At 71.8% G+C, this 25,197-nt stretch carries 26 protein-coding genes; 12 read left to right on the top strand and 14 right to left on the bottom strand.

Annotated features, from left to right (window positions below; genetic code table 11):
- Positions 1-66 precede the first annotated feature (66 nt).
- The 7 genes from IM777_RS15600 to IM777_RS15570 all read right to left on the bottom strand — a co-directional run bounded on the left by IM777_RS15600 (position 67) and on the right by IM777_RS15570 (position 6,360).
- Positions 67-1,002 (bottom strand): phosphotriesterase family protein, encoded by a 936-nt coding sequence (locus tag IM777_RS15600; RefSeq protein WP_194383993.1) that lies wholly within the window; start codon positions 1,000-1,002, stop codon positions 67-69.
- Entirely contained in the window at positions 999-1,922 is a 924-nt protein-coding gene (locus IM777_RS15595; RefSeq protein WP_194383992.1) for a shikimate dehydrogenase, read from the bottom strand. Before IM777_RS15595 ends, IM777_RS15600 begins: the two co-directional genes overlap by 4 nt.
- Positions 1,919-2,575 carry a bifunctional 4-hydroxy-2-oxoglutarate aldolase/2-dehydro-3-deoxy-phosphogluconate aldolase gene (locus tag IM777_RS15590; protein WP_194383991.1) on the bottom strand — a complete coding sequence of 219 codons (657 nt, stop codon included), beginning with the start codon at positions 2,573-2,575 and terminating at the stop codon, positions 1,919-1,921. Before IM777_RS15590 ends, IM777_RS15595 begins: the two co-directional genes overlap by 4 nt.
- Positions 2,576-2,586: 11 nt before the next feature.
- Complete coding sequence (locus IM777_RS15585) at positions 2,587-3,540, bottom strand: phosphoglycerate dehydrogenase (protein WP_194383990.1); 954 nt, start codon at positions 3,538-3,540, stop codon at positions 2,587-2,589.
- Entirely contained in the window at positions 3,540-5,027 is a 1,488-nt protein-coding gene (gene xylB / locus IM777_RS15580; protein WP_194383989.1) for a xylulokinase, read from the bottom strand. The genes IM777_RS15585 and xylB overlap by 1 nt, the downstream gene beginning before the upstream one ends.
- Before the next feature lie 7 nt (positions 5,028-5,034).
- A complete protein-coding gene (locus IM777_RS15575; protein ID WP_194383988.1) occupies positions 5,035-5,610 on the bottom strand; it encodes a glucose-6-phosphate isomerase family protein in 576 nt (191 codons plus the stop codon).
- 63 nt (positions 5,611-5,673) lie between these two features.
- Positions 5,674-6,360 carry a FadR/GntR family transcriptional regulator gene (locus IM777_RS15570; protein ID WP_194383987.1) on the bottom strand — a complete coding sequence of 229 codons (687 nt, stop codon included), beginning with the start codon at positions 6,358-6,360 and terminating at the stop codon, positions 5,674-5,676.
- 64 nt (positions 6,361-6,424) lie between these two features.
- On the opposite strand from IM777_RS15570, the gene IM777_RS15565 reads away from it, so the two are divergent.
- On the top strand, positions 6,425-7,264 hold the full coding sequence (locus IM777_RS15565; protein WP_194383986.1) for an amidohydrolase family protein: 840 nt from the start codon (positions 6,425-6,427) through the stop codon (positions 7,262-7,264).
- Positions 7,265-7,310: 46 nt separating this feature from the next.
- Here IM777_RS15565 and IM777_RS15560 read toward each other — a convergent pair whose 3' ends face one another.
- Complete coding sequence (locus tag IM777_RS15560; protein ID WP_419538865.1) at positions 7,311-8,066, bottom strand: SDR family NAD(P)-dependent oxidoreductase; 756 nt, start codon at positions 8,064-8,066, stop codon at positions 7,311-7,313.
- A complete protein-coding gene (locus IM777_RS15555) occupies positions 8,063-8,920 on the bottom strand; it encodes a fumarylacetoacetate hydrolase family protein (protein ID WP_071045436.1) in 858 nt (285 codons plus the stop codon). The genes IM777_RS15560 and IM777_RS15555 overlap by 4 nt, the downstream gene beginning before the upstream one ends.
- Positions 8,921-9,053: 133 nt before the next feature.
- Here IM777_RS15555 and IM777_RS15550 point away from each other — a divergent pair, with 133 nt between their 5' ends.
- The 3 genes from IM777_RS15550 to IM777_RS15540 are packed head-to-tail and all read left to right on the top strand — an operon-like array spanning position 9,054 to position 11,736.
- Entirely contained in the window at positions 9,054-10,343 is a 1,290-nt protein-coding gene (locus tag IM777_RS15550; RefSeq protein WP_071045435.1) for an L-fuconate dehydratase, read from the top strand.
- Positions 10,330-11,301: an aldo/keto reductase gene (locus IM777_RS15545; protein ID WP_071045434.1), complete on the top strand. Its 972-nt coding sequence runs from the start codon at positions 10,330-10,332 to the stop codon at positions 11,299-11,301. Before IM777_RS15550 ends, IM777_RS15545 begins: the two co-directional genes overlap by 14 nt.
- A gap of 15 nt (positions 11,302-11,316) precedes the next feature.
- A complete protein-coding gene (locus IM777_RS15540; RefSeq protein WP_071045433.1) occupies positions 11,317-11,736 on the top strand; it encodes an RbsD/FucU family protein in 420 nt (139 codons plus the stop codon).
- Positions 11,737-11,757: 21 nt separating this feature from the next.
- Here IM777_RS15540 and IM777_RS15535 read toward each other — a convergent pair whose 3' ends face one another.
- Entirely contained in the window at positions 11,758-12,351 is a 594-nt protein-coding gene (locus IM777_RS15535) for a hypothetical protein (RefSeq protein WP_071045432.1), read from the bottom strand.
- 190 nt (positions 12,352-12,541) lie between these two features.
- Here IM777_RS15535 and IM777_RS15530 point away from each other — a divergent pair, with 190 nt between their 5' ends.
- Both IM777_RS15530 and IM777_RS15525 read left to right on the top strand, forming a co-directional pair.
- Positions 12,542-13,738, top strand: a complete 1,197-nt coding sequence (locus IM777_RS15530; RefSeq protein WP_071045431.1) for a glycosyltransferase — start codon at positions 12,542-12,544, stop codon at positions 13,736-13,738.
- Between the two features lie 4 nt (positions 13,739-13,742).
- Entirely contained in the window at positions 13,743-14,948 is a 1,206-nt protein-coding gene (locus tag IM777_RS15525; protein WP_071045430.1) for a glycosyltransferase family 4 protein, read from the top strand.
- On the opposite strand, the gene IM777_RS15520 is transcribed toward IM777_RS15525, so the two are convergent.
- Positions 14,930-15,160 carry a hypothetical protein gene (locus IM777_RS15520; RefSeq protein ID WP_071045429.1) on the bottom strand — a complete coding sequence of 77 codons (231 nt, stop codon included), beginning with the start codon at positions 15,158-15,160 and terminating at the stop codon, positions 14,930-14,932. The two genes, IM777_RS15525 and IM777_RS15520, sit on opposite strands and share 19 nt — an antisense overlap.
- A 98-nt stretch (positions 15,161-15,258) precedes the next feature.
- On the opposite strand from IM777_RS15520, the gene IM777_RS15515 reads away from it, so the two are divergent.
- The 6 genes from IM777_RS15515 to IM777_RS15490 all read left to right on the top strand — a co-directional run bounded on the left by IM777_RS15515 (position 15,259) and on the right by IM777_RS15490 (position 22,181).
- Complete coding sequence (locus IM777_RS15515) at positions 15,259-16,251, top strand: GlxA family transcriptional regulator (RefSeq protein ID WP_176759447.1); 993 nt, start codon at positions 15,259-15,261, stop codon at positions 16,249-16,251.
- Positions 16,252-16,296: 45 nt separating this feature from the next.
- Positions 16,297-16,695, top strand: coding sequence for a response regulator (locus IM777_RS15510; RefSeq protein WP_176759444.1), 399 nt, complete (start codon positions 16,297-16,299; stop codon positions 16,693-16,695).
- Between the two features lie 7 nt (positions 16,696-16,702).
- On the top strand, positions 16,703-17,059 hold the full coding sequence (locus tag IM777_RS15505) for a response regulator (RefSeq protein ID WP_071045426.1): 357 nt from the start codon (positions 16,703-16,705) through the stop codon (positions 17,057-17,059).
- Positions 17,056-18,801 carry an ATP-binding protein gene (locus IM777_RS15500; RefSeq protein ID WP_071045425.1) on the top strand — a complete coding sequence of 582 codons (1,746 nt, stop codon included), beginning with the start codon at positions 17,056-17,058 and terminating at the stop codon, positions 18,799-18,801. Before IM777_RS15505 ends, IM777_RS15500 begins: the two co-directional genes overlap by 4 nt.
- A 120-nt stretch (positions 18,802-18,921) precedes the next feature.
- Positions 18,922-21,135, top strand: a complete 2,214-nt coding sequence (locus IM777_RS15495; protein ID WP_194383984.1) for an ATP-dependent Clp protease ATP-binding subunit — start codon at positions 18,922-18,924, stop codon at positions 21,133-21,135.
- A 176-nt stretch (positions 21,136-21,311) separates the two neighbouring features.
- Positions 21,312-22,181: a UbiA family prenyltransferase gene (locus IM777_RS15490; RefSeq protein ID WP_194383983.1), complete on the top strand. Its 870-nt coding sequence runs from the start codon at positions 21,312-21,314 to the stop codon at positions 22,179-22,181.
- A 72-nt stretch (positions 22,182-22,253) separates the two neighbouring features.
- On the opposite strand, the gene IM777_RS15485 is transcribed toward IM777_RS15490, so the two are convergent.
- The 3 genes from IM777_RS15485 to IM777_RS15475 are packed head-to-tail and all read right to left on the bottom strand — an operon-like array spanning position 22,254 to position 25,190.
- On the bottom strand, positions 22,254-23,396 hold the full coding sequence (locus IM777_RS15485; RefSeq protein ID WP_194383982.1) for an FAD-dependent oxidoreductase: 1,143 nt from the start codon (positions 23,394-23,396) through the stop codon (positions 22,254-22,256).
- Positions 23,389-24,090, bottom strand: a complete 702-nt coding sequence (locus IM777_RS15480; RefSeq protein ID WP_194383981.1) for a methyltransferase domain-containing protein — start codon at positions 24,088-24,090, stop codon at positions 23,389-23,391. The genes IM777_RS15485 and IM777_RS15480 overlap by 8 nt, the downstream gene beginning before the upstream one ends.
- Complete coding sequence (locus IM777_RS15475; RefSeq protein ID WP_194383980.1) at positions 24,087-25,190, bottom strand: type III polyketide synthase; 1,104 nt, start codon at positions 25,188-25,190, stop codon at positions 24,087-24,089. The genes IM777_RS15480 and IM777_RS15475 overlap by 4 nt, the downstream gene beginning before the upstream one ends.
- Positions 25,191-25,197 lie beyond the last annotated feature (7 nt).

The following is a 25,197-nucleotide window of genomic DNA, read 5'->3' as shown; positions in this document are numbered from 1 at the left end:
GAGCCCTTCTTCGTGCGCCCGCGGTGGGGGAGGGGAATCGCGAATCGGCGCCGGCCGGTGTCGCGCTCAGGAGGACAGGGACAGCAGGCGCGCGGGGTTGTCGCGCAGCATCGTGTCGACAGCGTCCGCGCCGACACGCTCCCGCAGTCGCGGCACGTACCGCTCACCGAGGTAGCCGAGGCCGGGCATGCCGCCGTAGGCCAGATAGCGGGTGCGGCGCGCCACGTCGCCGCCGAGCACGATGCGCTCGCCCGCGCCCGCGTGGACCACCGCTTCGGTGAGGGTCAGGAGCTCGGCGTCGCTGCGGGTGCGGGGGCGGGCGAACCCGTCGTAGCCGAGGTAGGCGCCGCGTGCGGCCAGCGCCGCGTGGAGACCGGGATCGGGATCGCGGTCCGCGTGGGCGAGCACGACCCGGTCGGCGGCGACGCCCTGCTCGGCGAGCAGATCGAGCACCTCATGCGCGGCGGTGCAGAACTCCAGGTGCACCATGACCGGAGCACCCGTCTCGCGGTGCGCGGCGGCGACCGCGTCGAGCGTCGCGCGCTCGAAGGCCGTGATCCGCCAGTATCCGACCCCGCCCTTCAGCAGGCCCGCTCGCACGGATGTTCCGCCCGGACCCCGTGCGAGATCGTCGCCGTCGCACATGCCGGCGACGATCTCGCCGACGAAGCGGGCCGTCAGGCGATCGACGTCCCATGCGTGCAGCGGATGCTCGCCGGGATAGTGCGCTTCGCGGTGGCGTCCGGTGGTCGCGACGATGTGCAGGCCCGTCGCGGCGCTGATGCGGGCGATGCCCGCCGCGTCGCGTCCGAGGCCGAGCGGGGTCGCATCCACCATCGCCGCGAAGCCGCTGTCGCGCAGGGTCTCGGCCTCGCGGCCCGACCGCTCCTCGTCGTCCAGTTCGTCGCCGGGGAGGAGCGGCGAGATCTGGAACAGGTGCTCGTGGTAATTCGTGGGGCCGAGCTCGGCCGCCTCGATGTCGCCGAGCACCGTGCGGATCATCTCGTGGTCTCCGCGGCGGCGGCCAGCCGATCGACGATCTCGGGGGTGAGGGTCACGTCGAACACGTCGGCGACGACCTGGGACCAGCCGTGGATGAAGTACCGCCAGCCCTCGACGACGACGAGCTCCCGCGCATCCTGCTGAGCGAGGGCCTGGTGCCAGAACTCCCGGCTGCCCCGGTAGTTGAACTCCCATACGAAGGCGTTGCGGGGGAAGACCACGTCGTCGGGAAGCGGGGAGCCGGGGCGGTCCTTGCCGAGGCCGGTGGCGTTGGCGATGACCGACGCCGGCGGGAGCGCGGCGACGAGGGCGGCCGAATCCGCATCGTCGTCGACGCGGCGGTAGTCGATCAGGTCCGGGGGCGTTCCGCGCCTCTCGTGCACGGACCGCAGCTCGTCGAGGCTGCGGTCGTCGCGAGCGGTGACGATGATGCGGGCCGGGCGCTCGAACGCGGGCCGCTCGGCCAGTGCCCACGACAGGGCGGTTCCGGAACCGCCCGCGCCGAGGATGAGCACGTGGCCGCCGGTGGTGGCGAAGTGGTCGCGCGGAAGGAAGTCATCGAGCGCGAGCGCGACGGTCAGCGGATCCTTCGCCTGGCCGATCAGCCGGTCGCCCCGCTTGGAGATCGAGGAGATCTCGCTGCACGACACCGCGAAGGGGTCGAGGTCGTCGAACATGTCGGATGCCGCCGCGAAGACGTTCATCTTGTGCGTTGTCACCAGCGCGCCGCGATGGTGCTCGTCGTCGCGGATGCGGGCGACGAGGTCGCGGTACTGCTCGCGCGTGGCGTCCAGCGGAAGGTCGTGCCCGATGAGCCGATCGGTGGGGAGCCCGAGGATCTGCGCCCACAGCGGGAACACCTCGTTGATCGAGGACGAGCCGGTGCTCACCCCGACGAATCCCATGTAGTCGCCGGTCATGCCGCCTCACCCTCCTCGCGCACCCGCTGCAGCGCCGCGGCGAACAGCCGCGCGCGGCGCTCGATCTCCTCCATGTCTCCCGCCGCCAGCGCCGACCCGGGAACGAGGTCTCCGCCGGCTCCCACGGCGACCGCGCCGCCGGCGAACCACTCCGCGAGGTTGTCGGGGGTGACGCCGCCGGTCGGCATGAGGGGGATGCCGGGCAGCGGTGCGCGGAGCGCCCCGAGGTACGACGGGCCGAAGACCGATGCCGGGAAGATCTTCACCACGTCGGCGCCGTAGCCGCGCGCGAGCATGACCTCGCTGGGGGTCAGTGCGCCGGTCATCGTGACGAGCCCCGTGGCGGTCATCGCCGCCGAGAGCTCCGCGACCGAACCGGGACTGACGAGGAACTGAGCGCCCGCCTCCGCCGCTTCGTTGGCCTGTTCCGCGGTGGTGACCGTTCCCGCGCCGACGAGAGCGTCGTCGCCGTATCGTGCGCGCACCTGCGCGATCACCTCGGGGGCATCGGGCGTGCTGAAGGTCACCTCGATGCCGGTCACGCCGCCGCGCACGAGAGCATCGACCGCGTCGAGCGCTGTCGAAGCCGAGGGGGCGCGCAGCACGGCCAGCACGCCGGCTTCGCTCGTGGGGACCAGGGGATCGGTGGTCATGCGTCCTCGTTTCAGGTGCTCGTCACGGCGTAGGGCGCCGGTTCGCCGGCGAGCACGGCCAGAGCGTTCTCGAGGGCCATCGCCCCCATGTTGTCGACGGCCTGCGTTGTCTGCGCGGCCAGATGCGGTGTGATGACGACCCGGTCGGCCAGTGCGGCATCGAGCAGCGGGCTGTCGTGCCCGGCCGTGTCTCCGGTGAGCACGTCGGCGGCGTAGGCTCCGACGCGGCCGTCCGCGAGCGCCGCGGCGAGTGCCGGCTCGTCGACGAGATCGGGCCGAGCGCAGTTGACGATCACGGCGCCGCGGCGAAGGCGCGCGATGCGCTCCTCGTCGACGATCACCTGTCCGCCGGGCGCGTGCAGGGTGATCACATCCGCCTTCGCGAAGATCTCGTCGAGTGTCGCCGGCTCCGCGCCGGCACGTCGCACATCCTCTGCGGGCACGAACGGGTCGGTGGCGAGAACGTCGGACCCGAAGCCCTGCAGGCGTCGTGCGACGCCGCGTCCGATGCGCCCGAAGCCGACGATGCCGACCGTCGACGCGCCGAGTTCGCGGCCCCGTCGCACGGTCCAGTCGCCGGAGCGCACGCGGCGATCGCCGTCCACCGTCGACCGGAGTGCGGCCAGGGCCAGGCCGACGGTGTGGTCGGCGACGGCCTCGGCGTTGGCGCCCGGCGTGTTCGAGACCACGATGCCGCGCTCGGTGGCCGCGGCGACGTCGACGGCCTCGACCCCCACGCCGTAGCGGGCGATCACCACCAGCCGGGGTGCGAGGTCGAGGTGCTCGGTCGTGACGGGTCCGGTGCCGGCGATCCACGCATCGACGGTGGGGAGCACCTCGGCGAGGTCGTCGAGGGGATGGTGCGCCGGACCGCGCACGATCGTGTGCCCCGCCTCGGCTGCTCGGGCGTGCACGTCGAGGTCGCCGTCGCCGAACGATCGGCTGGTGACGAGGATGACGGCCATCAGGCTCCTTCGGTGAACCACGGCTCGAGCGCGTCGTACGCCGCGGAGAACCGTGCGTGCCGTTGCGCGTATGCGCTGTGGCGATGCGGATCGGGTGTGAATTCGGCGGTGACCTCGCTGAGCGAGCGCGCCGCCGAGAAGTCGGTGAGTCCGAGCCCCACGGCGCCGGTGACGGCCGCGCCCAGACTGTTCGCCTCGCTCACGATCGTCCGGCGCCGCACCGGCACGCCCCAGATGTCGGCGAGGATGCTGAGCCAGGCGTCGCTCTGGGCGCCGCCGCCCACGGCATCGATGCGATCGAGCGTCGCCCCGGCCGCGCGGAACGCCTGGATGCACGTGAGCAGGTTGAATCCGACCCCCTCGAGCACCGCACGCATCAGGTGGGCCCGAGTGTGATGGCGTGCGATGCCGACGAAGGCGCCGCGCGCATCCGGATTCCAGTACGGGGAGCGCTCACCCAGGAGGTAGGGGAGGAAGTACAGGCCGTCGGTGTCGACATCGCCGCCGGCGTCGGCCGTGAGGGCGGCGGTGTCGGGGCGCGTCGGGTCGGAGGACAGGGCCTCGGAGATCCATTGCACCGATGCGCCGCCGGCCTGCATCGTCGCGGTCGGCACGAAGCTCCCGGGCACGACATTGTCGAAGGTGAAGGTGCGGCGGTGCGGATCGTGGAGCGGCGCGTCGGTGGCGAACGAGATCCACGACGACGTGCCCAGGCACACGTAGGCGCCGTCTTCGGGGGCGACGATGCCGGAGCCGACGGCCGCCATCGGGCCGTCGCCCCCGCCCATCACGACGCGAACCTCGGCCGGCAGGCCCAGGGCATCGGCGGCATGCGGGGTGAGTGTGCCCATGACCGTCACGGAGTCGACGATCTCGGGGAAGAGCGAGGCATCGAGGCGTGCTGCGTCGAGCACGGCGCTCGACCAGGTTCCGGCGAGCTGGTCGTAGGCGTTCGTGCCGCTCGCGTCGGACCGATCGGTGGCCAGGCGCCCGGTGAGACGGAGGACGATGTAGTCCTTCGCGACGCAGAAACGGCGCACCCGCCGCCATACGTCGGGTTCGATGTCGCGCACCCACATGACTTTCTCGACCGAGTAGGTGGGGTTCAGCCGGTGGCCGAGCAGCCGGTAGGCCGGCTCGTCGCCGAGGGCGTCGCTCAGTTCGCGTTCCTGTGCCGCCGCGCGCGTGTCGGCCCAGATGATCGCCGGGCGCACGGGTCGCCCGTCGCCGTCGAGGAGCACGGCGCCCATCATCTGGCCGCTGACGACGAGGCCCGTCACCTCGGACGGCTGCACCTCGGCGCGCTCGACGAGCGATCGCGTCGCCGACACGACGGCGTCCCACCAGTGGCCGGGGTCCTGCTCGGCGATGCCGCCGGCGGCGAAGTGGGCGGGGTAGGAGACGGTGACGGATGCGAGCAGGCGGCCGGTGTCGTCGTGGAGAGACGCCTTGTTGCCGGTCGTTCCGAGATCGTGGGCGATGAGCACGGGAGAGTCACTCCCCGTACGGGCGCAGCTCGAATCCGCCCTCGGCGCGGAACGCACGCCGGCCCATGCCGTGCTCGAGGACCCAGCCGTAGTCGTGCCCCGCGCCGCCGGGATAGACGGCGAGGAACGCGTAGGCGTCATCGCCGGTGTTGACCGAGCGGTGGGCCCAGCCCGGCGGGATGTATCCGATCGTCCCCGGGGTCATGTCGAGCCAGGCGTGCTCGTCGCCGTCGAACATCAGCAGGCCGCCGGTGCCCTGCAGGGCGTAGTAGATCTCGCCCTGGTGGTCCGGATGCTGGTGGCCCTTGGTCATCCAGAGCTCGCCGCCGGTGGTGCCGGGCAGGATCGTCGTGATCGACTGCGGCAGCTCCCGCTCGATCTCGGGGACGGGGCTGCTGGAGACCGTGTAGACCACGGGGTCATCACCCTCGGCGGCGGTGCGCCAGGCGTCGTGGTCGCGGAAGAGACCTTCGAGGTCGCTCATGCGCCGCGTGAGCGTCGGTCCCTCGGGGGAGAGGGTCAGCCGGTCGGGGTCGAAATCGATCGCGAACGGCCGCAGCGGCGGGGTGCGGAAGGCAGGCATGAGTCCTCCTCGACGGTCCTGTAACTACAGGTGAGTGTAGCTGTCATTACAGGTGCCGTCCAGTCACTCGCCCCCGTGCGCTCCCGCCCGCCGGAGCCAGCGCTCGACGCCCGCCACGTGTGCGGTCGCCACGGCGGTCGCGAGAGCCACGTCGCCCTCGGCGATCGCGTCGACGATCGCGCGGTGCTCGGCCAGGGTGCGCGCGACGGCGCCGTCATCGGTCAGGCCGCGCCACACGCGAGCACGGACCGTCTGGCTGGTGAGGGAGTCGACGAGGCTCGCGAGGTACCGATTGCCCCCGATCACGACGATCATGCGGTGGAAGCGCAGGTCGTGGTCGACGAGCGTCTCGATGTCCTGCACGTCGGAGACCTTGTCGACCTCGGCCGTCAGGGCTTCGACGTCGGCGGGAGTCGCGCGCCGGGCGGCGAGTCCGGTCGCGTGCGACTCGAGGATGCGGCGCACCTGGAAGATCTCCAGCAGCGAGGTGTCGTCGTGGAGGTCGGCGAGGAAGGACACCGCGTCGAGGAGGAGTCCTGGCTCGAGGCTGGTGACGTACGTGCCGTCGCCGCGCCGCACGGCGAGCACGCCCATGACCTCGAGCGCCTTCACCGCCTCCCGCAGCGAGTTGCGGGAGAGCCCGAGGCGCTCGGACAGCTCCTTTTCGGGCGGGAGGCGGTCGCCCGGGGCGATCTCGCCGTCGACGATCATCGCCTTGATGCGCTCGATCGCGTCGTCGGTCAGGGCCATGTCGACATCGTAGGGCGAGACATCCTCCACGACGCCGACCGCGGTCCGCGCCACAATGGACGATGTGCGCCTCCTCGACAGTCATCTCCACCTCTGGGATCCGGATCACCTGCACTACGCGTGGCTGGAGGGCCCCCTGGCCGCGCGGCACGACGTCGCCGAACTGACCGCCGCGCTGCAGGATGCGCCCGCCGTATCCGAGCGCGCCTTCGTCTTCGTGCAGGCCGACTGCGCGCCGGAGCAGGCCGTCGACGAGGTCGACTGGGTCGTCGAGCGGGCGGGCGTCGCCGACATCCGCGGTGTCGTCGCCTTCGCGCCGGTCGAGCGCCCCTCCGACCTGGACGACGTGCTCGCGCGTCTCTGCAAGCGACCGCTCGTGCGAGGCATCCGACGTCTGCTGCAGGGCGAAGACCGCGGGTTCGCGCTCTCGCCGGAGTTCCTCGCCGGGGCGCACGCGATCGCGCGGGCCGGGCTCACCTTCGACGCGTGCGTGCGACACGATCAGCTGGCCGATGTCGTCGCGCTGGCCGACGCCGTGCCGGAGCTGACGATCGTGCTCGACCACCTCGGCAAACCCGATCTCTCCTCCGCCCCGGCCGCGCGGTGGATGGGGGACATCGCGGCGCTCGCCGCGCGGGAGAACACCGTCGCGAAGATCTCCGGTCTGCCGGCCGAAGCACGCGGGCCGTGGACGTCCGAGGGACTGCGGCCCTATCTCGACGTGGCGCTGGAGGCCTTCGGGCCCGAGCGGCTGATGTTCGGCGGGGACTGGCCGGTGTCGACGCCGTACGGACGGTGGGCGAGATTCGTCACGGAATGGTCGTCCCGACTCGATCCCGGCGATCGGGACGCCATCCTCTGGTCGACCGCCGAGCGCACCTACCGGCTTTCGGCGGCGGCCTGAGAGCGGCGGGGCGCATCCCGTGCGGGTCGCGCCCCGCCGCCCGCGGTCACGACGTCGGACGCAGCCGCAGCGGGCCCATCCCCCCGTCGACCTCGATCGCGGTGCCGGTGGTCGATCCGGCGCCCGGACTGACGAGGTAGTGCACGGCCTCGGCGACCTCGGCGGCGGAGACGAGACGCCCGTGGGGCTGGCGCGCCTCCAGCGCGGCGCGCTCGGCCTCGGGATCCGGCGCGCTCGCGAGCAGGCGTCCCACCCACGGGGTGTCGGCCGTGCCGGGGTTCACCGCGTTGACGCGGATGCCCTCACGCAGGTGGTCGGCGGCCATGGCGCGGGTGAGTGCGGCCACCGCCCCCTTCGACGCGCTGTACAGGGCGCGCTGCGGCAGGCCCGCGGTCGCCGCGATGGACGCCGTGTTGCAGATGGCCGCCGCGGGCGAGCGGCGCAGCCAGGGGAGGGCGGCGGCGCTGACGCGCGCGATGCCGGTGACGTTGATCGACAGCACGCGCGCCCATTCATCGTCGTCGTTCGCGGCGACATCGCCCTGTGCTCCGATGCCGGCGTTGTTGACGACGATGTCGATGCGGCCGAAGCGCTCGCCGACGGCCGCGATCGCGGCATCCACACTCGCTCGGTCCGACACGTCGGCGGTGAAGGCGGCGAAGCGCTCGTCGGCCCCCGTCGGATCGAGGTCGAGCACGGCCACGTGCGCGCCCGAGGCGTGCAGGCGCTCGGCGATCGCGGCGCCGATCCCCGACGCGCCGCCGGTGACGACCGCGACGAGGCCGTCGAGCACGCCGGTCACGACGCGGGCTCCCATGCCGTGAAGACCTGTCGCTGCCGGCCGAGTCCGTCGATCTCGATCTCGACGACGTCACCGGGGGCCAGGTACGGGAAGCGCCCCGACAGCGCCACGCCCTCCGGGGTCCCGGTGAGGATGAGGTCGCCCGGCTCGAGGGTCATGTACTGCGACAGCTGGTAGACGATCTCGTCGACCGGGAAGATCATGTCGGCGGTGTTCGAGTCCTGGCGCGGTTCCCCGTTGACGAAGCTGCGCAGGCTCAGGGCGTCGGGATCGACCTCGTCGGCGGTGACCAGCCACGGCCCGGTGGGGCTGAACCCGAAGGAGCACTTGCCCTTCGACCACTGGCCTCCCGAGACCTCGAGCTGGAACGTTCGCTCGGACACGTCGTTCGCGACGACGTAGCCGGCGATGTGCGCGCGGGCCTGGTCCCGGCTGTCGAGGTAGGCGGTGCGCGTGCCGATCACGACGCCGAGCTCGACCTCCCAGTCGGTCTTGACGCTGTCGCGCGGGATCATGACCTCGTCGTCCGGACCGACGACGGTGTTGGGGGTCTTGAGGAAGATGATCGGGATCTCCGGCGGCGCGGAACCCGACTCCGCCGCGTGGGCGGCGTAGTTCATCCCGACGCAGATGACGGCCGAGGGGCGGGCGATCGGTGCGCCGATGCGCAGACCGTCGACGTCGAGCTCGGGGAGCCGTCCGGCCTCGATGGCCGCGGACACACGCGATACGGGATCGGCGGCGAGGAAGTCCCCCGTGACATCGGATGTGAGGGGTCGCAGGTCGAGATGGCGATCTCCGTCGACGACGGTGGGGATCTCGTGGCCGACCGGCCCGAGGCGTGCGAATTTCATGAATCTCCCGTACGACAGTGTGCGGCCGCGCACGCGTCAGCGCCTGCGACCCTGGTGGCAATTGACAGTATAGACATCCGATGTTTACACTTCCAAGGTTCCCGCGGAAGCCGCGGCTCGAGGAGGAGTACCTGTGACCCGCATCGTCTCACTGGACACGACAGACATCCGCTTTCCCACGTCGCTCAGTCTCGACGGCTCCGACGCGATGAACCTCGACCCCGACTACTCCGCCGCCTACGTGCAGGTCGTCACCGACGCGGGCGAGGCCGGTCACGCGTTCGTCTTCACGATCGGCCGCGGCAACGACGTGCAGGTCGCCGCGATCGACGCGCTCGCCGGCCACCTCGTCGGGCAGGAGCTCGAACCCCTCCTCGAAGACATGGGCGCCACGTGGCGCGGGCTCATCGGCGACTCGCAGCTGCGCTGGCTCGGGCCCGAGAAGGGCGTCATGCACATGGCGATCGGCGCCGTCGTCAACGCCCTGTGGGACCTCAAGGCCAAGCGTGCGGGAATGCCGCTGTGGCGGCTCCTGTCGCGGATGACCCCCGAGGAGATCGTCGGGCTGGTCGACTTCCGCTACCTCACCAACGCCCTGACCCCCGACGAGGCGCTGGAGATCCTCCGCGGTGCCGAGGCGGGTCGCTCCGAGCGTGAGGCGGCCCTACTGGCCGACGGCTATCCCGCCTACACGACGAGCCCGGGCTGGCTCGGCTACTCCGACGAGAAGCTCACGCGCCTGTGCCGCGAGGCGATCGCCGAAGGATTCCCCCAGATCAAGCTCAAGGTCGGCGCCGATCTCGACGACGACGTGCGCCGCCTGCGCATCGCGCGCGAGGTCTGCGGGCCCGATTTCCCGATCGCCATCGACGCGAACCAGCGCTGGGAGGTCTCCGAGGCGATCGAGTGGGTGCGGGCGCTGGCGGAGTTCGACCTCGCGTGGATCGAGGAGCCGACGAGCCCCGACGACATCCTCGGTCACGCCGAGATCGCCCGCGGTGTCGCGCCGGTGCGCGTGGCCACGGGAGAGCACGCGCAGAACCGCATGATCTTCAAGCAGCTGCTCCAGGCCGAGGCGATCTCGGTCATGCAGATCGATGCGGTGCGCGTCGCGGGCGTCAACGAGAACGTCGCCAACCTCCTGCTGGCGGCGAAGTTCGGGGTTCCGGTCTGCCCGCACGCGGGCGGCGTGGGGCTCTGCGAAGCGGTGCAGCACCTGTCGATGTTCGACTTCGTCGCCGTCAGCGGCAGCCGGGACGGGCGGATGATCGAGTACGTGGATCATCTGCACGAGCACTTCATCACGCCCACCGACATCCGCCACGGCGCGTACATGCCGCCGCTCGCGCCGGGCGCCGGCATGGAGATGAAGGCCGAGAGCATCGCCACCTACACGTGGACGGGCGCGCATGTCGTCGCCTGAGCCGCGCACGCCGACGCTGACCCCGCTCGGCTACGGCGCCGCCAACGTCGGCAACCTCTTCCGCGCGATGAGCGACGATGACGCGTTCGCCATCCTCGAGGCGGCGTGGGAGAGCGGCATCCGCTACTTCGACACCGCGCCGCATTACGGGCTCGGGCTGTCCGAGCGCCGGCTGGGCGCGTTCCTTTCGACCAAGCCGCGCGACGAGTACGTGGTCTCCACGAAGGTCGGGCGCCTGCTGCGCCCGAACCCCGACGACGACGGCGGTCTCGACCTCGACCACGACTTCCACGTTCCGACGACGCTGCGCCGCGAGTGGGATGTCAGCGCCGACGGCATCCGCACGAGCATCTCCGAGTCGCTTCAGCGGATGGGGCTCGATCGCATCGACATGGTCTATCTGCACGACCCCGAGCGCCACGACCTCGACCTCGCCGTGGCCGAGGCGCTCCCCGCGCTCGAGCAGCTCCGCGCCGAGGGTGTCGTGCGGGCCGTCGGCATCGGCACGATGGTCGCCGACACCGTCGTGCGCGGCGTCGGCGCCGCCGACCTCGACGTCGTCATGATCGCCGGCCGCTACACGCTCCTGGAGCAGCCCGCCGCCGCCGAAGCGCTCCCCGCGTGTCATCGCAGCCGCACGGATGTGGTGGCGGCATCCGTGTTCAACTCCGGCCTGCTCGCGACCGCGAAGCCCTCGCGCGAGGGCCGCTACGAGTACGGCGGCGTGCCCGACGACGTGTGGGAGCGCCTGCAGCGCATCACGGCGATCGCCGCCGACTGGGAGGTGCCGCTGCCGGCGGCGGCCGTGCAGTTCCCGCTCCGAGACACTGCGGTGCGCTCCGTCGTGGTCGGGGGGAGTCGCCCGGCGCACCTGGTGCAGAATGCCGAGTACATGCGCCTGCCGGTGCCGGACGGGTTCTGGGCCGAGCTCGCCGACGCGGCGCTCATCCCCGCCTGAGCTGGAAGGAACGACATGCTCGAAGGAATCCACCCGCTGCTGTCGGGTGAACTGCTGCACCATCTGGACGACATGGGCCACTCCGACGCCGTCGTCATCGCCGACGCGCACTTTCCCGCCGCGGCCGTCGCGACGAGGCTCGTGAACCTCCCGGGTGCGACGACGCCCGACGTGCTGCGCGCGATCCGCACCGTCGTTCCGCTCGACGATGCCCCGTCGCTCGACCTCATGACCTCCGCCGACGGCACCGTGCTCGAGGTGCAGCGCGAGCTGATGGATGCCGCCGGCACGACGCCGGAGACGACGGCCTTCATCGATCGCTTCGCCTACTACGACGTCGCGCGCGCGGCGTTCCTCGTCATCCGCACCGGGGAGACGCGCACCTACGGCAACGCCGTGCTGCGCAAGGGGGTCGTCGGGCACCCTCGGCCGTAGCGGGCACGTGCCGCGACCCGTTCAGGCGGGGTCGATGCGCAGCACGCCGGCGGATTCGCCGACCGTCAGATCATCCGCCACCCGCACGGTGCGCGCGAGGTCGTCCATGGAGCCCATGACGGTGCCGAACCGCTCTCGGTCTCCGCAGACGCACGTGACGGTGACGAAGTGAGAGCCCGTGTCCCACGTGTAGGTGGCGAAGGGCGGCGTGCGCGGGTCGGGCGGCAGGGGCATCGCGAGCTTCTCGCCCATCCCGAGGAAGGGGCTGCGGAACGACTCGGTGTCGTCGTACTCCATGGGCATCATCGCGCGCGCGGCCCGCGCCTGAGCGGTCGCCTCCTGCACCTGCGCCATCGCCACGAGCAGGTCGGGGTCGCTCTTCCACACCCACACCAGCACGCGCCCGTTCGCGCGCTTCATCAGCAGCGGCGCCGCCTGGCTCATCGCCCATGCGAGGAAGCCGCTGCCGGGCCGGTCGACCGCGCCCGCCGCGCGGTTCGCCTGCGTCAGCAGCATGCGGATCGCGGCCTTGCGGTGCCGGCGCCCGCGGAATCCCAGTGACCCCGTCACGGGAACCCAGAGGTGCTCGTCGGCGTCAGCGTGCAGTCGCGGCATGCGCCCAGCGTACGGCGCGCGCCTGACAGGGCACTCGAGAGCGTGGCGACAAGGCGGGGCGCCGCTCCCGGATCGGACCGGGGTTCTTCGGTACAGTTGACGCGCGCGCGAACCGGTGCGATCCACCCGCGCCATCCTCCGCAGACAGCCGCTGCGCTCCGCCGCCGCACAGATAGGCAGCCCGCATCCCGTGACCGACCCCGCCACGCCCGATCCCCGCCGCCCCCTCACCGTCGTCATCGGCTGCGACACCTTCGCACCGGACATCAACGGGGCTGCCCGCTTCGCGGAGCGCCTGGCCGCCGGACTCGTCGGTCGCGGCCACGAGGTGCACGTCGTGGCCCCGAACCAGCGCTACCGACGTGCGGCGCCGGGCATCGAGACCGTCGAGGGCGTCCAGATGTGCGTGCACCGACTCCCCTCGGTGCGCTGGCCCCCGCACGACTGGCTGCGGTTCGTGTGGCCGTGGCGGTCGAAGCACTACGCCCGCCGTGTGCTCGACGAGGTCAAGCCCGACGTCGTGCACATCCAGTCCCACATCATCATCGGGCGCGGTCTCGCCTACGAGGCGAACCGCCGAGGGATCCCCGTCGTCGCGACCAATCACGTGATGGCCGAGAACATCCTCGACTTCACGGTGCTGCCGCAGCGGATCACCGACGCCGTCATCCGCTGGGCGTGGGGCGACGCGGAGCGCACCCTCTCCTCGACGCGCGCCGTGACGACGCCCACGCGCAAGGCGGCGGACTTCCTCGAGGCCACGATCGACGTGTCGGATGTCATCCCCGTCAGCTGCGGCATCGACAAGGGCAACTACACCCCCGACCTGAAGCCGCGCGCCGAGAACCGGGTGCTGTTCGTCGGACGCCTCACCAGCGAGAAGCAGATCGACGTCGTGCTGCGGGCGCTCGCCGCCCTCGACCCGGCGCTCCAGGCGGGCTTCGACATCGTCGGGGGCGGGGACCAGCGCAAGAGCCTCGAGAACCTCGTGCACGAGCTCGGGCTCGAGGATCGGGTCGTGTTCCACGGACACGTCTCCGACGAGGAGCTGCGGCGCCTGTACTCCCGGGCCAGCGTCTTCGCGATCGCCTCGATCGCCGAGCTGCAGTCGATCGCCACGATGGAGGCGATGGCCTCGGCGCTTCCCGTGGTCGCCGCCGACGCCGTGGCGCTGCCGCACCTCGTGCACCACGGCGAGAACGGCTACCTGTTCACCCCCGGCGACGTCGACGAACTCGCCGCTCGGCTGACCGACGTGCTCACCGCCGACGCCGATGAACGCCGACGGATGCAGCAGGCATCTCTCGACGGGGTGGCCGTGCACGACATCAACCGCACCCTCGACACCTTCGAAGCCCTCTACCGCGGCGAACCGCTCCCGGAGTGACGCCGTGCACGTGGTGATGTTCGGCGATCAGCACGTCGAATCGCTCGGTGGCGCGCAGGTCTCGATGCGCCTGCAGCGCGAGTTCCTCGAGCGAGCCGGGCACACCGTCACGATCGTCGCCCCCGCCCTCCACGGACGCCGGGCGGCGGCGGTCGCCCCCGACGACGCCTACGTCGACGTGCCGTCGATCCCGATAACGTTCGATCGCGAGTACTCGCTGTCCTGGCCCGGCGGTCGCACCGACCGCTGGGTGGATGACGCGCTGGCCGCGCGCCCGCCCGTCGACGTCGTGCACGTGCAGGCCGATTTCTGGGGAGCCTTCCTCGGACACCGCTACGCCGCCCGCCACGATCGTCCCGTCGTGCACACCATGCACAACCGCGTGGATGTCGGCATCGCCGCGACCACCCCCGCGCCGCGCGCCGTGCTGCGGCTCCTCGGCGGTTGGCAGCGGCGCGCGATCGGCTCGCGCACGCGCGGCGCCGACGGCTGGGCCTACCTCCGCCGATTCGCCGAGCGCGCGTCGGCCGTGACGGCGCCCTCGACGCACTTCGCGCGCCGCCTCGAGGCACACGGCGTCTCGCCGGCACGCGGCGAGGGCGTCGACGTCGTGTGGAACGGCATCCACGACGACCTCCTCGATGCCGTGCGCGCCGAGGCGCCGCCGGCTCCCGGCGGGCGACCGCGACTGGTGTGGCTCGGCCGGATGAGCCCCGAGAAGCGCCTGATGCCCTTCCTCGAGGCTCTGGCCTTCGCCCGGCCCGCCGCCGACGTCGAGATCATCGGCGGCGGTGGCCAGCTGCGCGCGGCGCAGCGGTTCGTCACGGCACACGGCCTGCACGCGCCGACCGGGACGAACGTCGGCTTCGCCGGACGACTGCCCTATGCCGAGACGCTGCGGCGCATCCATCGCGCCGATGCCGTCGTGCAGACCTCGATCGGGTTCGAGACCCAGGGGATGACGGTCTTCGAGGCGGCCAGCCTCGGCATACCCGCGATCGTGAGCGACCCCGACATCGGCGCGGAGCTCGGCGCCGGAAGGTGGGATGTCGCCGGTGCGTCGGTCGAAGCCCTCGGCGAGGCGCTCCGGCGGGCGGCGTCCGACATCGCCGCCGGCTCCGCCCCGGTCCCCGAGGAGCGGGTCGCGGCGGCCTTCCGCCAGTCCTCGCGCACCGCGGCGATGCTCGAGGTCTACGCCGGCGTGCTCTGACGCCCGCCGGCGAGACCGGGCCGCGCGACCGAGACCCGGCTGCGCGCACCGGTGTCTCGGACATTCGCCCGGGTCTCGTCGGCCGTGCTCTCGCGTTGCGGGATGCGTGGGGGGTCGGTCGGGATGCGGTGACGCGCGTCGGTGACGAGGGCGACGAGAGTCCCGGCGAGGCCGAGGGCGGCCAGGGCGGCGAAAGCGATGAGGATGACCATGGCAGAAAAGCTACGCCGAGCGGGAAAAAGACAGAAGTGGCAGAATGGACACACATCGGTGTAAAACTGCCATGACGTCCCCAATCCCGGAGGTCGAAGTGAGAACGGTCGCCTGTATCGTCCAGGACGGCTTCGCGCCGTTCGAATTCGGCGTCGCGTGCGAGGCCTTCGGGCTCGATCGCAGTCGCGACGGCATCCAGAACTTCGACTTCCGCGTGCTGGCACCCGACCCGGGAGTCGTGCAGTCCGGGATGGGCTTCTCGATCAACGTCGAGCACGATCTGTCGTTCGCCGCCGAGGCCGATCTGGTGATCGTCGCGCCGCTCCCGCGCGAGAAATGGGGCCGCACCGATGCGCGCGTGCTTGACGCGGTGCGTCAGGCCGACGCGCGGGGCGCGTGGCTGCTGAGCCTGTGCAGCGGCGCGTTCATCCTCGCCGAATCCGGCGTTCTCGACGGGCGCCGAGCCACCACGCACTGGATGTACACCGACACGATGATCGAGATGTACCCGCGCATCGACGTCGACCCCGACGTTCTCTACGTGCAGGATGGACGGATCATCACGAGCGCGGGCACGGCCGCGGGTCTCGACGCGAGCCTGCACCTGCTGCGACAGGAGCTCGGCGCCGAGGCCGCGAACACGATCGCGCGGCGCATGGTCGTGCCGCCGCAGCGCGACGGCGGCCAGGCCCAGTTCATCGACCATCCTCTCCCCGAAGTCGCCTCGCTGTCGCTGTCGGCGGTCACCGACTGGATGCTGGAGAACCTCGCGCTCGACTTGACCGTCGACCAACTCGCCGCCCGGGCTCACATGTCGCCGCGCACCTTCGCGCGGCGCTTCAAGGCCGATCACGGCACGACGCCCGCCGCATGGCTCGCGCGGCAGCGCGTCATCCACGCCCAGCGTCTGCTCGAGCGCACCGATCAGGGCCTGGACCGCATTGCCGAGGCGTGCGGATTCGGCTCCGCCGCGGTGCTGCGGCAGAACTTCTCCCGCATGCTCGGCGTGACCCCCACGGCCTACCGGGCGCGCTTCGCCTGCGTCGACGAGGCGGTCGCGGCGGTGGCGCCGTCGGTGCCGGCAGCCTGACGCGAGGGTCTTGGCGGACCGCCGCCTCCGCGTATCGTGACAGATGTGACTGACGAGCCGTTCCGCGTGATCGTCGTGGAGGACGATGAGGACGTCGCCCTCTATGTCCAGACGATCCTGCACCGTCGCCTGCCCTGTGAGGTGAAGGTGCTCGCCAGTGCGGACGGCTACGAAGCGCTCGAGTCGGAGTTCGATCCCGACGTCGTCATCACCGACCTGGAACTGCCGGGGCGCGGGGGCTTCGAGCTTCTCGGCGACATCCGTGCGCGGCGATCGGATCTCGCCGTGGTGATCATGACCGCTCACGCCGGCGGCGAGTACGCCGAGCGCGCACGACGCGAAGGCGCGAACGACTACCTCGCCAAGCCGCTGTCGTCGAAGGACTTGGTCGCGATCGTCGAACGTCTCGCGCGCGGCCGTCGCGAGCGTCCCGCTGTGGAATGATCCTGGGATGAGCGCTTCACCCGACGTGCTGGTGATCGACGATGTCGACGATCAGCGAGAGCTGCTTCGGACCCTCTTCACGCGCGCCGGATGCGACGTGCGCACGGCGGCCGGTACCGACGCCGCGGAGCCGCTCCTCGTGGAGAAGGCTCCCGACATCGCGGTCGTCGATCTGCTGCTCCGCGGACGAGACGATGGTTGGCGGGCGATGGACCGCGTTCGGGCCCTCGCCCCGGGAGCGAGGATCGTCATCTGCTCCGTGCTCGATCCGGCACAGTTCCCGACCGCAGACGCGCACCTGCCCAAGCCGTTCACCGCCGCGCAGGTGCGACGGGTCCTTGATCAGCTGAAGCCCTCCCGATGACGCCGACGGCGACCGCGCGCACGCCTGGCAGTGGTGCCGGCAGGCGCTCGCATCCGGGGCTGCTCCTGCTGCCCACCCTTCTGCTGGTCGTGCTCGCACTTCCGGCGGTGTGGCTGTTCGGAGCCGGTCAGATCACCGACCCGGTCGCGATGTGGTCGTCCGTGGTATGGCTCGCGCTCCTGGAAGTCGCGGCCGTCCTGGTCCCCTGGCACCGAGTGCGTCGCGACGGGGTGGCCGTCGTGCCGATCCTGGCCATTCTCGCGATCGGGCTCTTCCGCGTCGGAACCGGTGGCTCGGCGTCGATGTTCTCGGTCATCATCCTCCTCCCGATCGTCTGGGTCGCCACGCTCCCCGGCCGCCGCATGGTGGCCTTCGGGATCGGCGCGCTCGTCGTGGCTTTCCTCGGGCCCTACTTCTCCGGGCTGGAGGCCTGGGGCAACGGGCAACTCGTGCGCGTCGTCTTCGTCGCCGTGGTGATCGCGGCCGTCGCGATCGTCGTGAACGAGACCACGCGCTCGGCGAGGGCGCGATTGACAGAAGTGGCCGAACTCTCGGGCGAGCGTGCCCGGCTGCTCGAGGAGGCGGAGCGCGGCAGGACCGAGCTCGCCGCCGCTGCCGAGGGGCTTCGCGAATCCGAGGCATTCGCGAAGAGCATCTGGGAGGCGATGGACAACGAGGCCGTCATCGTCACCGACGAGCGGGGCCGCATCGTGGGGTGGGGGCCGGGGGCTGAGCTGCTCCTCGGCTACGACGTGGCCGACATCCTCGGCGGTGACGGAGCGCACAGCGGCGAGGAGGCCGTCGGCGACCTGTTCGTTCCCCGCACGGTGGGACTTCCTGCTGCCGACGACAGTGTCGCAGACGAAGCCGAGATCCTGCCGCGACTGGTCGAGATCGGTCGCTCTGCCGGTCAGGGCGAGGGTGACCTGCTCGTGCGCTCGGTCGACGGGGTGGAGATCCCGGTCTACCTCACATGCGCCGAGCGGCGCGTCGGCGACGAGAGGGTCGGCTACACCTTCGTTCTGCGCGACGCCCGTCACGCCAAGGAGATCACGCGCCTGAAGGACGAGTTCGTCGGCACGATCTCGCACGAGCTGCGCACGCCCCTCAGCTCCATCCTCGGCTATCTCGAGCTCGTGATCGAGGAGGAGGAGACCCTCTCCGAGGATCAGAAGCGGTTCATCGGGGTAGCGCAGCGCAATGCCAATCGCCTCCTCCAGCTGGTCGGCGACCTCCTGTTCATCGCGCAGGTGGAGGCGGGGAAGATTCCCCTGCGCCGCGAGAGCGTCGACATCGCGGCCATCGCGTCTGCTGCGGGCGAGTCGATCCTCCCCGTCGCCGAGCGTGCCGGCGTTGCCGTAGCCGTGCACGTGCCCGACGCGCCGCTGCATCTGCACGCGGACGGCCGCCGCATCGGCCAGTCCATCGACAATCTCGTCTCCAACGCCGTCAAGTTCACCCCGTCGGGCGGTTCGGTCACCATCGTCGTCGGTCGGGAGGACGGGCACGCCGTCGTCACCGTCACCGACACCGGGATGGGCATCGAGCCCGACGATCTCGAGCAGCTCAGCGAGCGGTTCTTCCGATCGAAGATGGCTACACGTCAGGCGATCAAGGGCGTCGGACTCGGCCTGTCGATCACGAAGGCGATCGTCACCGCTCACGACGGCACGATGTCCGCCACGAGCGCCGTCGGCGAGGGGACGCAGTTCCGCATCGCCCTCCCCGCGCGTCCGAACTGAGGGCGGCGGAACGAACCGTACCGGCCGGAGATCCGGTCGTTGCTCGCGTGCATCCACTTCCGGTGCTAAAGTTGAGCCAAGCAAACTCAACTTTGGAATCGACGTCAGGAGACGTGACACATGAACGCCACCCAGATGCCCGGGCAGGAGGAGCAGCAGAGCGCCCTCGAACAGTTCGGGATCAACCTCACCGACCGCGCGCGGCAGGGAAAGCTCGACCCGGTCATCGGCCGCGACTCCGAGATCCGTCGCGTCAGCCAGGTGCTCACGCGACGCACGAAGAACAACCCGGTGCTCATCGGGGAGCCCGGCGTCGGCAAGACCGCCGTCGTCGAGGGCCTCGCCCAGCGGATCGTCGCGGGCGACGTCGCCGAGTCGCTCAAGGACAAGGAGCTCATCACGCTCGACATCTCCGCGCTCGTGGCCGGGGCGATGTACCGCGGCCAGTTCGAGGAGCGGCTCAAGAGCGTCCTGAAGGAGATCACCGAGTCCGAGGGGCGCGTCATCACGTTCATCGACGAGCTCCACGTGCTCATGGGGGCCGGTGGCGGGGAGGGATCGGTCGCCGCGGCGAACATGCTCAAGCCCATGCTCGCCCGCGGCGAGCTGCGCCTGATCGGCGCGACCACGCTCAACGAGTACCGCGAGTTCATCGAAAAGGATGCCGCCCTCGAGCGCCGCTTCCAGCAGGTCTACGTCGGCGAGCCGTCGGTCGAGGACACCGTCGCCATCCTGCGCGGACTCAAGGAGCGCTACGAGGCGCACCACAAGGTCGCCATCGCCGACGGCGCGCTCGTGGCCGCCGCATCCCTGTCGCACCGCTACATCCCGAGCCGTCAGCTTCCCGACAAGGCCATCGACCTGATCGACGAGGCCGCGTCGCGGCTGCGGATGGAGATCGACTCCGCGCCGCTCGAGATCGACGAGCTGCGCCGCCACGTCGACCGCCTCAAGCTCGAGGAGCTCGCGCTGAAGAAGGAGAAGGACGACGCCGCCAAGGAGCGGCTCGCGGCCCTGCGCGCCGACCTCGCGGCCGAGGAGGCGAAGCTCGGCGAGCTGCAGTCGCGATGGGAGCGCGAGCGCGCCTCGCTCAACCGCGTCGGCGACCTCAAGACCCGCCTCGACGCCGCCCGCATGGAGGCCGAGCGCGCTCAGCGCGAGGGCAACCTCGAGCGCGCCTCGCGCCTGCTCTACGCCGAGATCCCGGCGCTCGAACGCGGCCTGCTCGAGGCCGAGCGCGAAGAGCCCGCCGGCGAGCGGATGGTCGGCGACCAGGTCACCGAGAACGACATCGCCGGCGTCATCGCGTCGTGGACCGGCATTCCCGTCGGACGCCTCATGCAGGGCGAGACCGAGAAGCTGCTGCACCTGGAGAAGGAGCTCGGCAAGCGGCTCATCGGGCAGAAGGATGCGGTCAAGGCCGTCTCGGATGCGGTGCGCCGCTCGCGCGCGGGCATCAGCGACCCGGACCGCCCGACCGGATCGTTCCTCTTCCTCGGCCCCACGGGCGTCGGAAAGACCGAGCTGGCCAAGGCCCTCGCCGAGTTCCTCTTCGACGACGAGCACGCCATGGTGCGCATCGACATGTCGGAGTACGGCGAGAAGCACTCGGTGTCGCGACTGGTCGGCGCCCCTCCCGGATACGTCGGCTACGAGCAGGGCGGGCAGCTCACCGAGGCCGTGCGCCGTCGGCCCTACTCCGTGGTCCTCCTGGATGAGGTCGAGAAGGCGCATCCCGAGGTCTTCGACGTGCTGCTGCAGGTGATGGACGACGGCCGCCTCACCGATGGGCAGGGTCGCACCGTCGACTTCAAGAACGTCATCCTGATCCTCACGTCCAACCTCGGCTCGCCCATCCTCATCGACCCGACCATCCCGCTCGAGCAGAAGCGCGAGCAGGTGCAGGGCCTCGTGCGCCAGGCGTTCAAGCCGGAGTTCGTGAACCGCCTCGATGACATCGTGATCTTCCAGGCGCTCACCGAAGACGACCTCGCGCAGATCGTGGAGCTCGCGGTCGACGCGCTGCAGCGCCGCCTGCGGGATCGTCGGCTGACGCTCGCGGTGACCCCCGACGCACGTGCGTGGCTCGCCGAGCGCGGGTACGACCCGATCTTCGGCGCGCGGCCGCTGCGGCGGCTCATCCAGTCCGAGGTGCAGGACCGTCTCGCGATGGCCCTGCTGTCGGGCCATGTGCGCGACGGCGACGTGGTGCGGGTCGACATGGCCGCCGACGGCTCGACCCTCGTGCTCACCAGCGACGGCCCCGCGACGGCCCCGGCCGCCGCCGAGCCCGACGAGGACGAGGTGATCGAGGCGGAGCTCCTCGACGACTGACGCCCGTGCCGCCGCGCCCCGGGCGGGTGCCGCGGTGAACAACGCAGGTGATTTCGCCGGAATCCGCGCCGCAGCCCCCTCTTGTCGGTCATGCGGCGCGGATCTCCTGTGTTGTCGACGCCGCGCGGGCGAGGCCGTGCGGCCGACGGGCGGTGCCGGGCCGGTAGCGTGCAGGCATGGGGGAGCGGCATCGACGGAGCGTGGCGGGAGTCGTCCGCGCGCTGTGGGGCTCCTCCCACCCCGGCCCGACGCTCGTCGTCACCGCCCTGGCGCTCGCCCTCGGTGCCGCGGCGGGCGTGCCGCCGGCGCACCTGGCCCTGCTGACGGCGGCGGTGTTCTTCGGGCAGCTCTCCGTCGGCATCTCCAACGACGTCATCGACCTTCCCCGCGACCGCGTCGTCGGGCGCACCGACAAGCCGCTCGCGCGCGGCGACGCGACGGCCGCCCAGGCCTGGACGGCCGCCTACGCGTGCCTCGCCCTCGCCGTCGGACTGTCCCTCGCGATCGGGTTCGGGATGCTCGCCGCCCACGCCCTCTTCCTCGCGGCGGCCTGGGCGTACAACGCCGGGCTCAAGGCGACGCCGGTCTCGATCGTTCCGTTCCTCGTCGGTTTCGGGGCCTTTCCCTCCCTCGCGCCGCTGTCCGCCCAGCCCCCGGCCCCCGCCGCACCGTGGGCGTGGATCGCCGGCGCGGCGCTCGGCGCCGCCATCCATCTGGTGAACGTGCTGCCCGACCTCGACGACGACGCCCGCACCGGGGTGCGGGGTCTGCCGCACATCCTCGGCGCCCGCGTCTCGACTCTGCTCGCCATCGGCGGGCTCTTCGTCGGTGCCGTCGCGACGCTGCTGGGTCCGGTCGGGGCGGATGCCGCCGCCATCCCGCCGCTGGGCTGGATCTTCTTCGGGGCTGCCCTCGCCCTCACCGCGGCGACGGTGGTCGTCGCGCTCTCACGCCCCCGCGCGCGTTTGCTGTTCTCGCTCGTCATGGCCGCCGCCCTGCTGCTCGCCGTGCAGCTGGTCGCGACCGGCGGGGCGCTCGCCGCCTGACTCCCCCCCCCGCATGGTCGCGCTGCCCGCGCTGCCTGCGCTGCCTGCGCTGCCGGCCGGGCCGGGGTCGCCTCAGGCGTCGGCGTCGAAGCCCATCGCGTAGGCGTGGGCGAGAACGAGGGATGCGGGTGTGGCCAGCAGGGCGCGCAGCGCGCCCGTGCGCAGGCGGTCGATGCGGCGCGAGGCGGGGCGCCCGAGCGCGGTGTTGCCGGCCGCGATCGCCGCGGACACGCGTGCCGATCGAACGCGCCGGCGCTCCCACGCGTCGAGGGTCGTCGGCGCGGTGCCCGTGCGCATCCACTTCGCCAGCAGCGGCGCGAGGGTCATCGCGTCGAGCAGACCCAGGTTCATGCCCTGCCCGCCGATCGGGCTCACCTCATGGGCGGTGTCGCCGACGGTGAGGATGCGGTCGCGGCGCATGCGCGGCGCGACCATCCTCCGCACGCCGAACGAGGTCGCCGCAGCCACGCCCTCGCCCGCCTGCGCCTCGCCGCGAACGGCCATCGCCTCGCGCAGGCGCGCGCCTCGCGTCGCGGCGGTGTCGGATGCGTGCGGGGCGGCGTCCCACGCGACGAACCGCCGCCGGCCGCCCGGCAGCGGAAACGACTCCAGCACGCCGGCGGCGTCGAGGTGCACAGCCGCGACCGAGGTGTCCGCGTCGATCGCGGCGGTCGCATCCGTCATCAGGTAGCGGTCCGGATACAAGCGCCGTGCGAGCGCGTCGGTGCGATAGACGACGTCGCGTCCGCCGGAGCCGGTCGCGACGACCACGACGCGTGCGTCGCGCTCGGTGATCCCCCCGGAGACGGCGGCGCGCACGCGCACGTGGTCCGGCGCCGGCAGCACCGCCGTGACGGTCGCCGAGCGCACCGGCTCAGGTGCGGCCTCTGCGAGCACGGCCTCGGTCGCCGCCTGCGGCAGTGTCGCGACGAATGGGAACCGGCGCGAGAGCCGGTCGAACCGCACCACGCCGAGCACGTCGCCTCGGGACCGCGCCTCGCCGCGCGTGACGCGTGCGGCGGAGGCGAGCACCCGCTCCGTGAGGCCCGACGGCTCGAGGGTGGCGAGCACCGGGGAGTGCACGCCGATCGCGCGTGTGCCGCCCCCGGCCGACGGGCGACGCTCGAGAAGCTCCACGTCGACACCGAGGCGCGACAGCTCGCCGGCCAGCAGCATCCCGACCGGCCCCGCGCCGACGACGATCACCTCACGCACGGCCCGACCCCTCGGCCAGCACCCGGAACGGCGCCGGTGTCGAGACCGTCCAGCGCCCCGGAACCGCGGCGAGGGTGGCGCGAAGCTCGGCCGGCGTGAAGCTGCGACGAATGGAGCGAAGTCCGTCGGTGCGCAGGAAGGTACCGGGCGCGAGCGGCGTGATGCCCACCGCATAGAGCCCGTAGGCGAGACGCCCGCGGGCGATGTCGCCGTGCAGCACGGGACCTCGGGCGAGCGACGCGGATGCCGCCACGACGGCGGGCAGAGCGTCGTCGAGGTGATGGAGCACGTGGTTGGAGACCACCGCGTCGAAGCGCTCTCCGCGCGCGACGAGCGCGGCCGCGTCGGCGCACACGAACGCCGCGTTCGGCGGCGCAGGCGTAGAGGTCGCCACCCGATGCGCCCGGGGGTCGGGATCGGCGCCGACGACGGTGACCGCGAGGCCGTCGCGCGCGGTGGCGGCGGCGAGCCGCCGCACCAGGTCGCCTCCGCCGCAGCCCAGGTCGAGCACGCGCGCGGGGCGCTCCAGGCCGCGGAGATACGACCGCAGGCGGGAGCGGTAGACGGTGCCCCAGCCGGACACGAGGCGGTTGACGAGGTCGAAGCGCCGCAGGGTCGCATCCAGTCGCACCGGATCGCAGGCGGGGTCGTCCATCAGCTCGCGCAGCGCCGTGTCGCGCGCGGCGAGCGTCATCGGGGGGTCCGCTTGGTCAGGCGGGCCGACTCGACCGTGAGGCCCGGCCCGAAGGCGAGCGCCCCGACCGTGCGACCGTCGGCGACGGCGTCGTCGGCGAGCTGGTCGCGCAGGATGAACAGCAGCGTCGCGCTGGACATGTTGCCGTAGGTCCGAAGCACATGCCGGGAGGCCTCGAGCGCCTGCGGGTCGAGATCCAGCCCGCTCTCGACGCGGTCGAGCACGCTGCGCCCGCCGGGATGCACCGCCCACGCGTCGACGCCGTCGAGCACCGGTCCCACGGCGTCGCGGATCTCGCGCCCGATGATGCGCGGCACCTCGGCGGACAGGATCATCTCGAACCCGTGGTCGCCGATCGTCCACGTCATGTCGGTCTCGCCCTCCGAGGTGAGGGTCGTCGCGAAATCCGCCAGCTCGAGGCCGCCCGCCCGACCGATCCCGGGCGCGCCGGTGACGATCGCCGCCCCCGCCCCGTCGCCGAAGACGGACGCCGCCACGATCTGCTGCGGATCATCGGAGACCCGGATGTGCAGCGAGCACAGCTCCGCGCACACGACGAGGACGACCGCGCCGGGGTCGGACCGGGCGAGCCGCTCGGCGACGCGCAGGGCGGGAAGGGCCGCGGCGCATCCGATGAACCCCAGGTGGTAGCGCTCGACATCGGGGCGCAGGTCGAGGTGGCGCACGAGACGGTAGTCGGGGCCGGGGGCGAAGAATCCGGTGCACGAGACGGTCACGACGTGCGTGATCTCGGATGCGGCCACCTGCGCGTCGGTCAGTGCGGCCCGTGCCGCCCGTGCGTAGAGTCCGGGCGCGTGCCGCACGTAGAGGTCGTTACGCTCGCCGGTCGTCGGCGCGTGCAGGGTGCCGGCGGCATCCCGGAACAGCGCCTCCGTCGGGTCGGCGGCCTGCCCGGATGCGAGTTGGGACAGCACGCTGTGGCGCGTCTCGATGTCGGCGGCGTCGAACGCGGCGTGGATGAGGCGCTGTGTGAGTCGGCTGGTTCCCGGCTGCGCGGCGAACATGTCGCGCACCTCGTCCTGCGTCAGACGCGCGGTCGGTACGGCGGTTCCGATCGCGACGATCCGGGGGGCGGCCATGTGGCCA

The organism is Microbacterium luteum (assembly GCF_015277875.1).
GTDB classification, from domain to species: domain Bacteria; phylum Actinomycetota; class Actinomycetes; order Actinomycetales; family Microbacteriaceae; genus Microbacterium; species Microbacterium luteum.
Note: the sequence above shows the minus strand (reverse complement) of the source record. Positions and strands in the feature narration are given on the sequence as shown.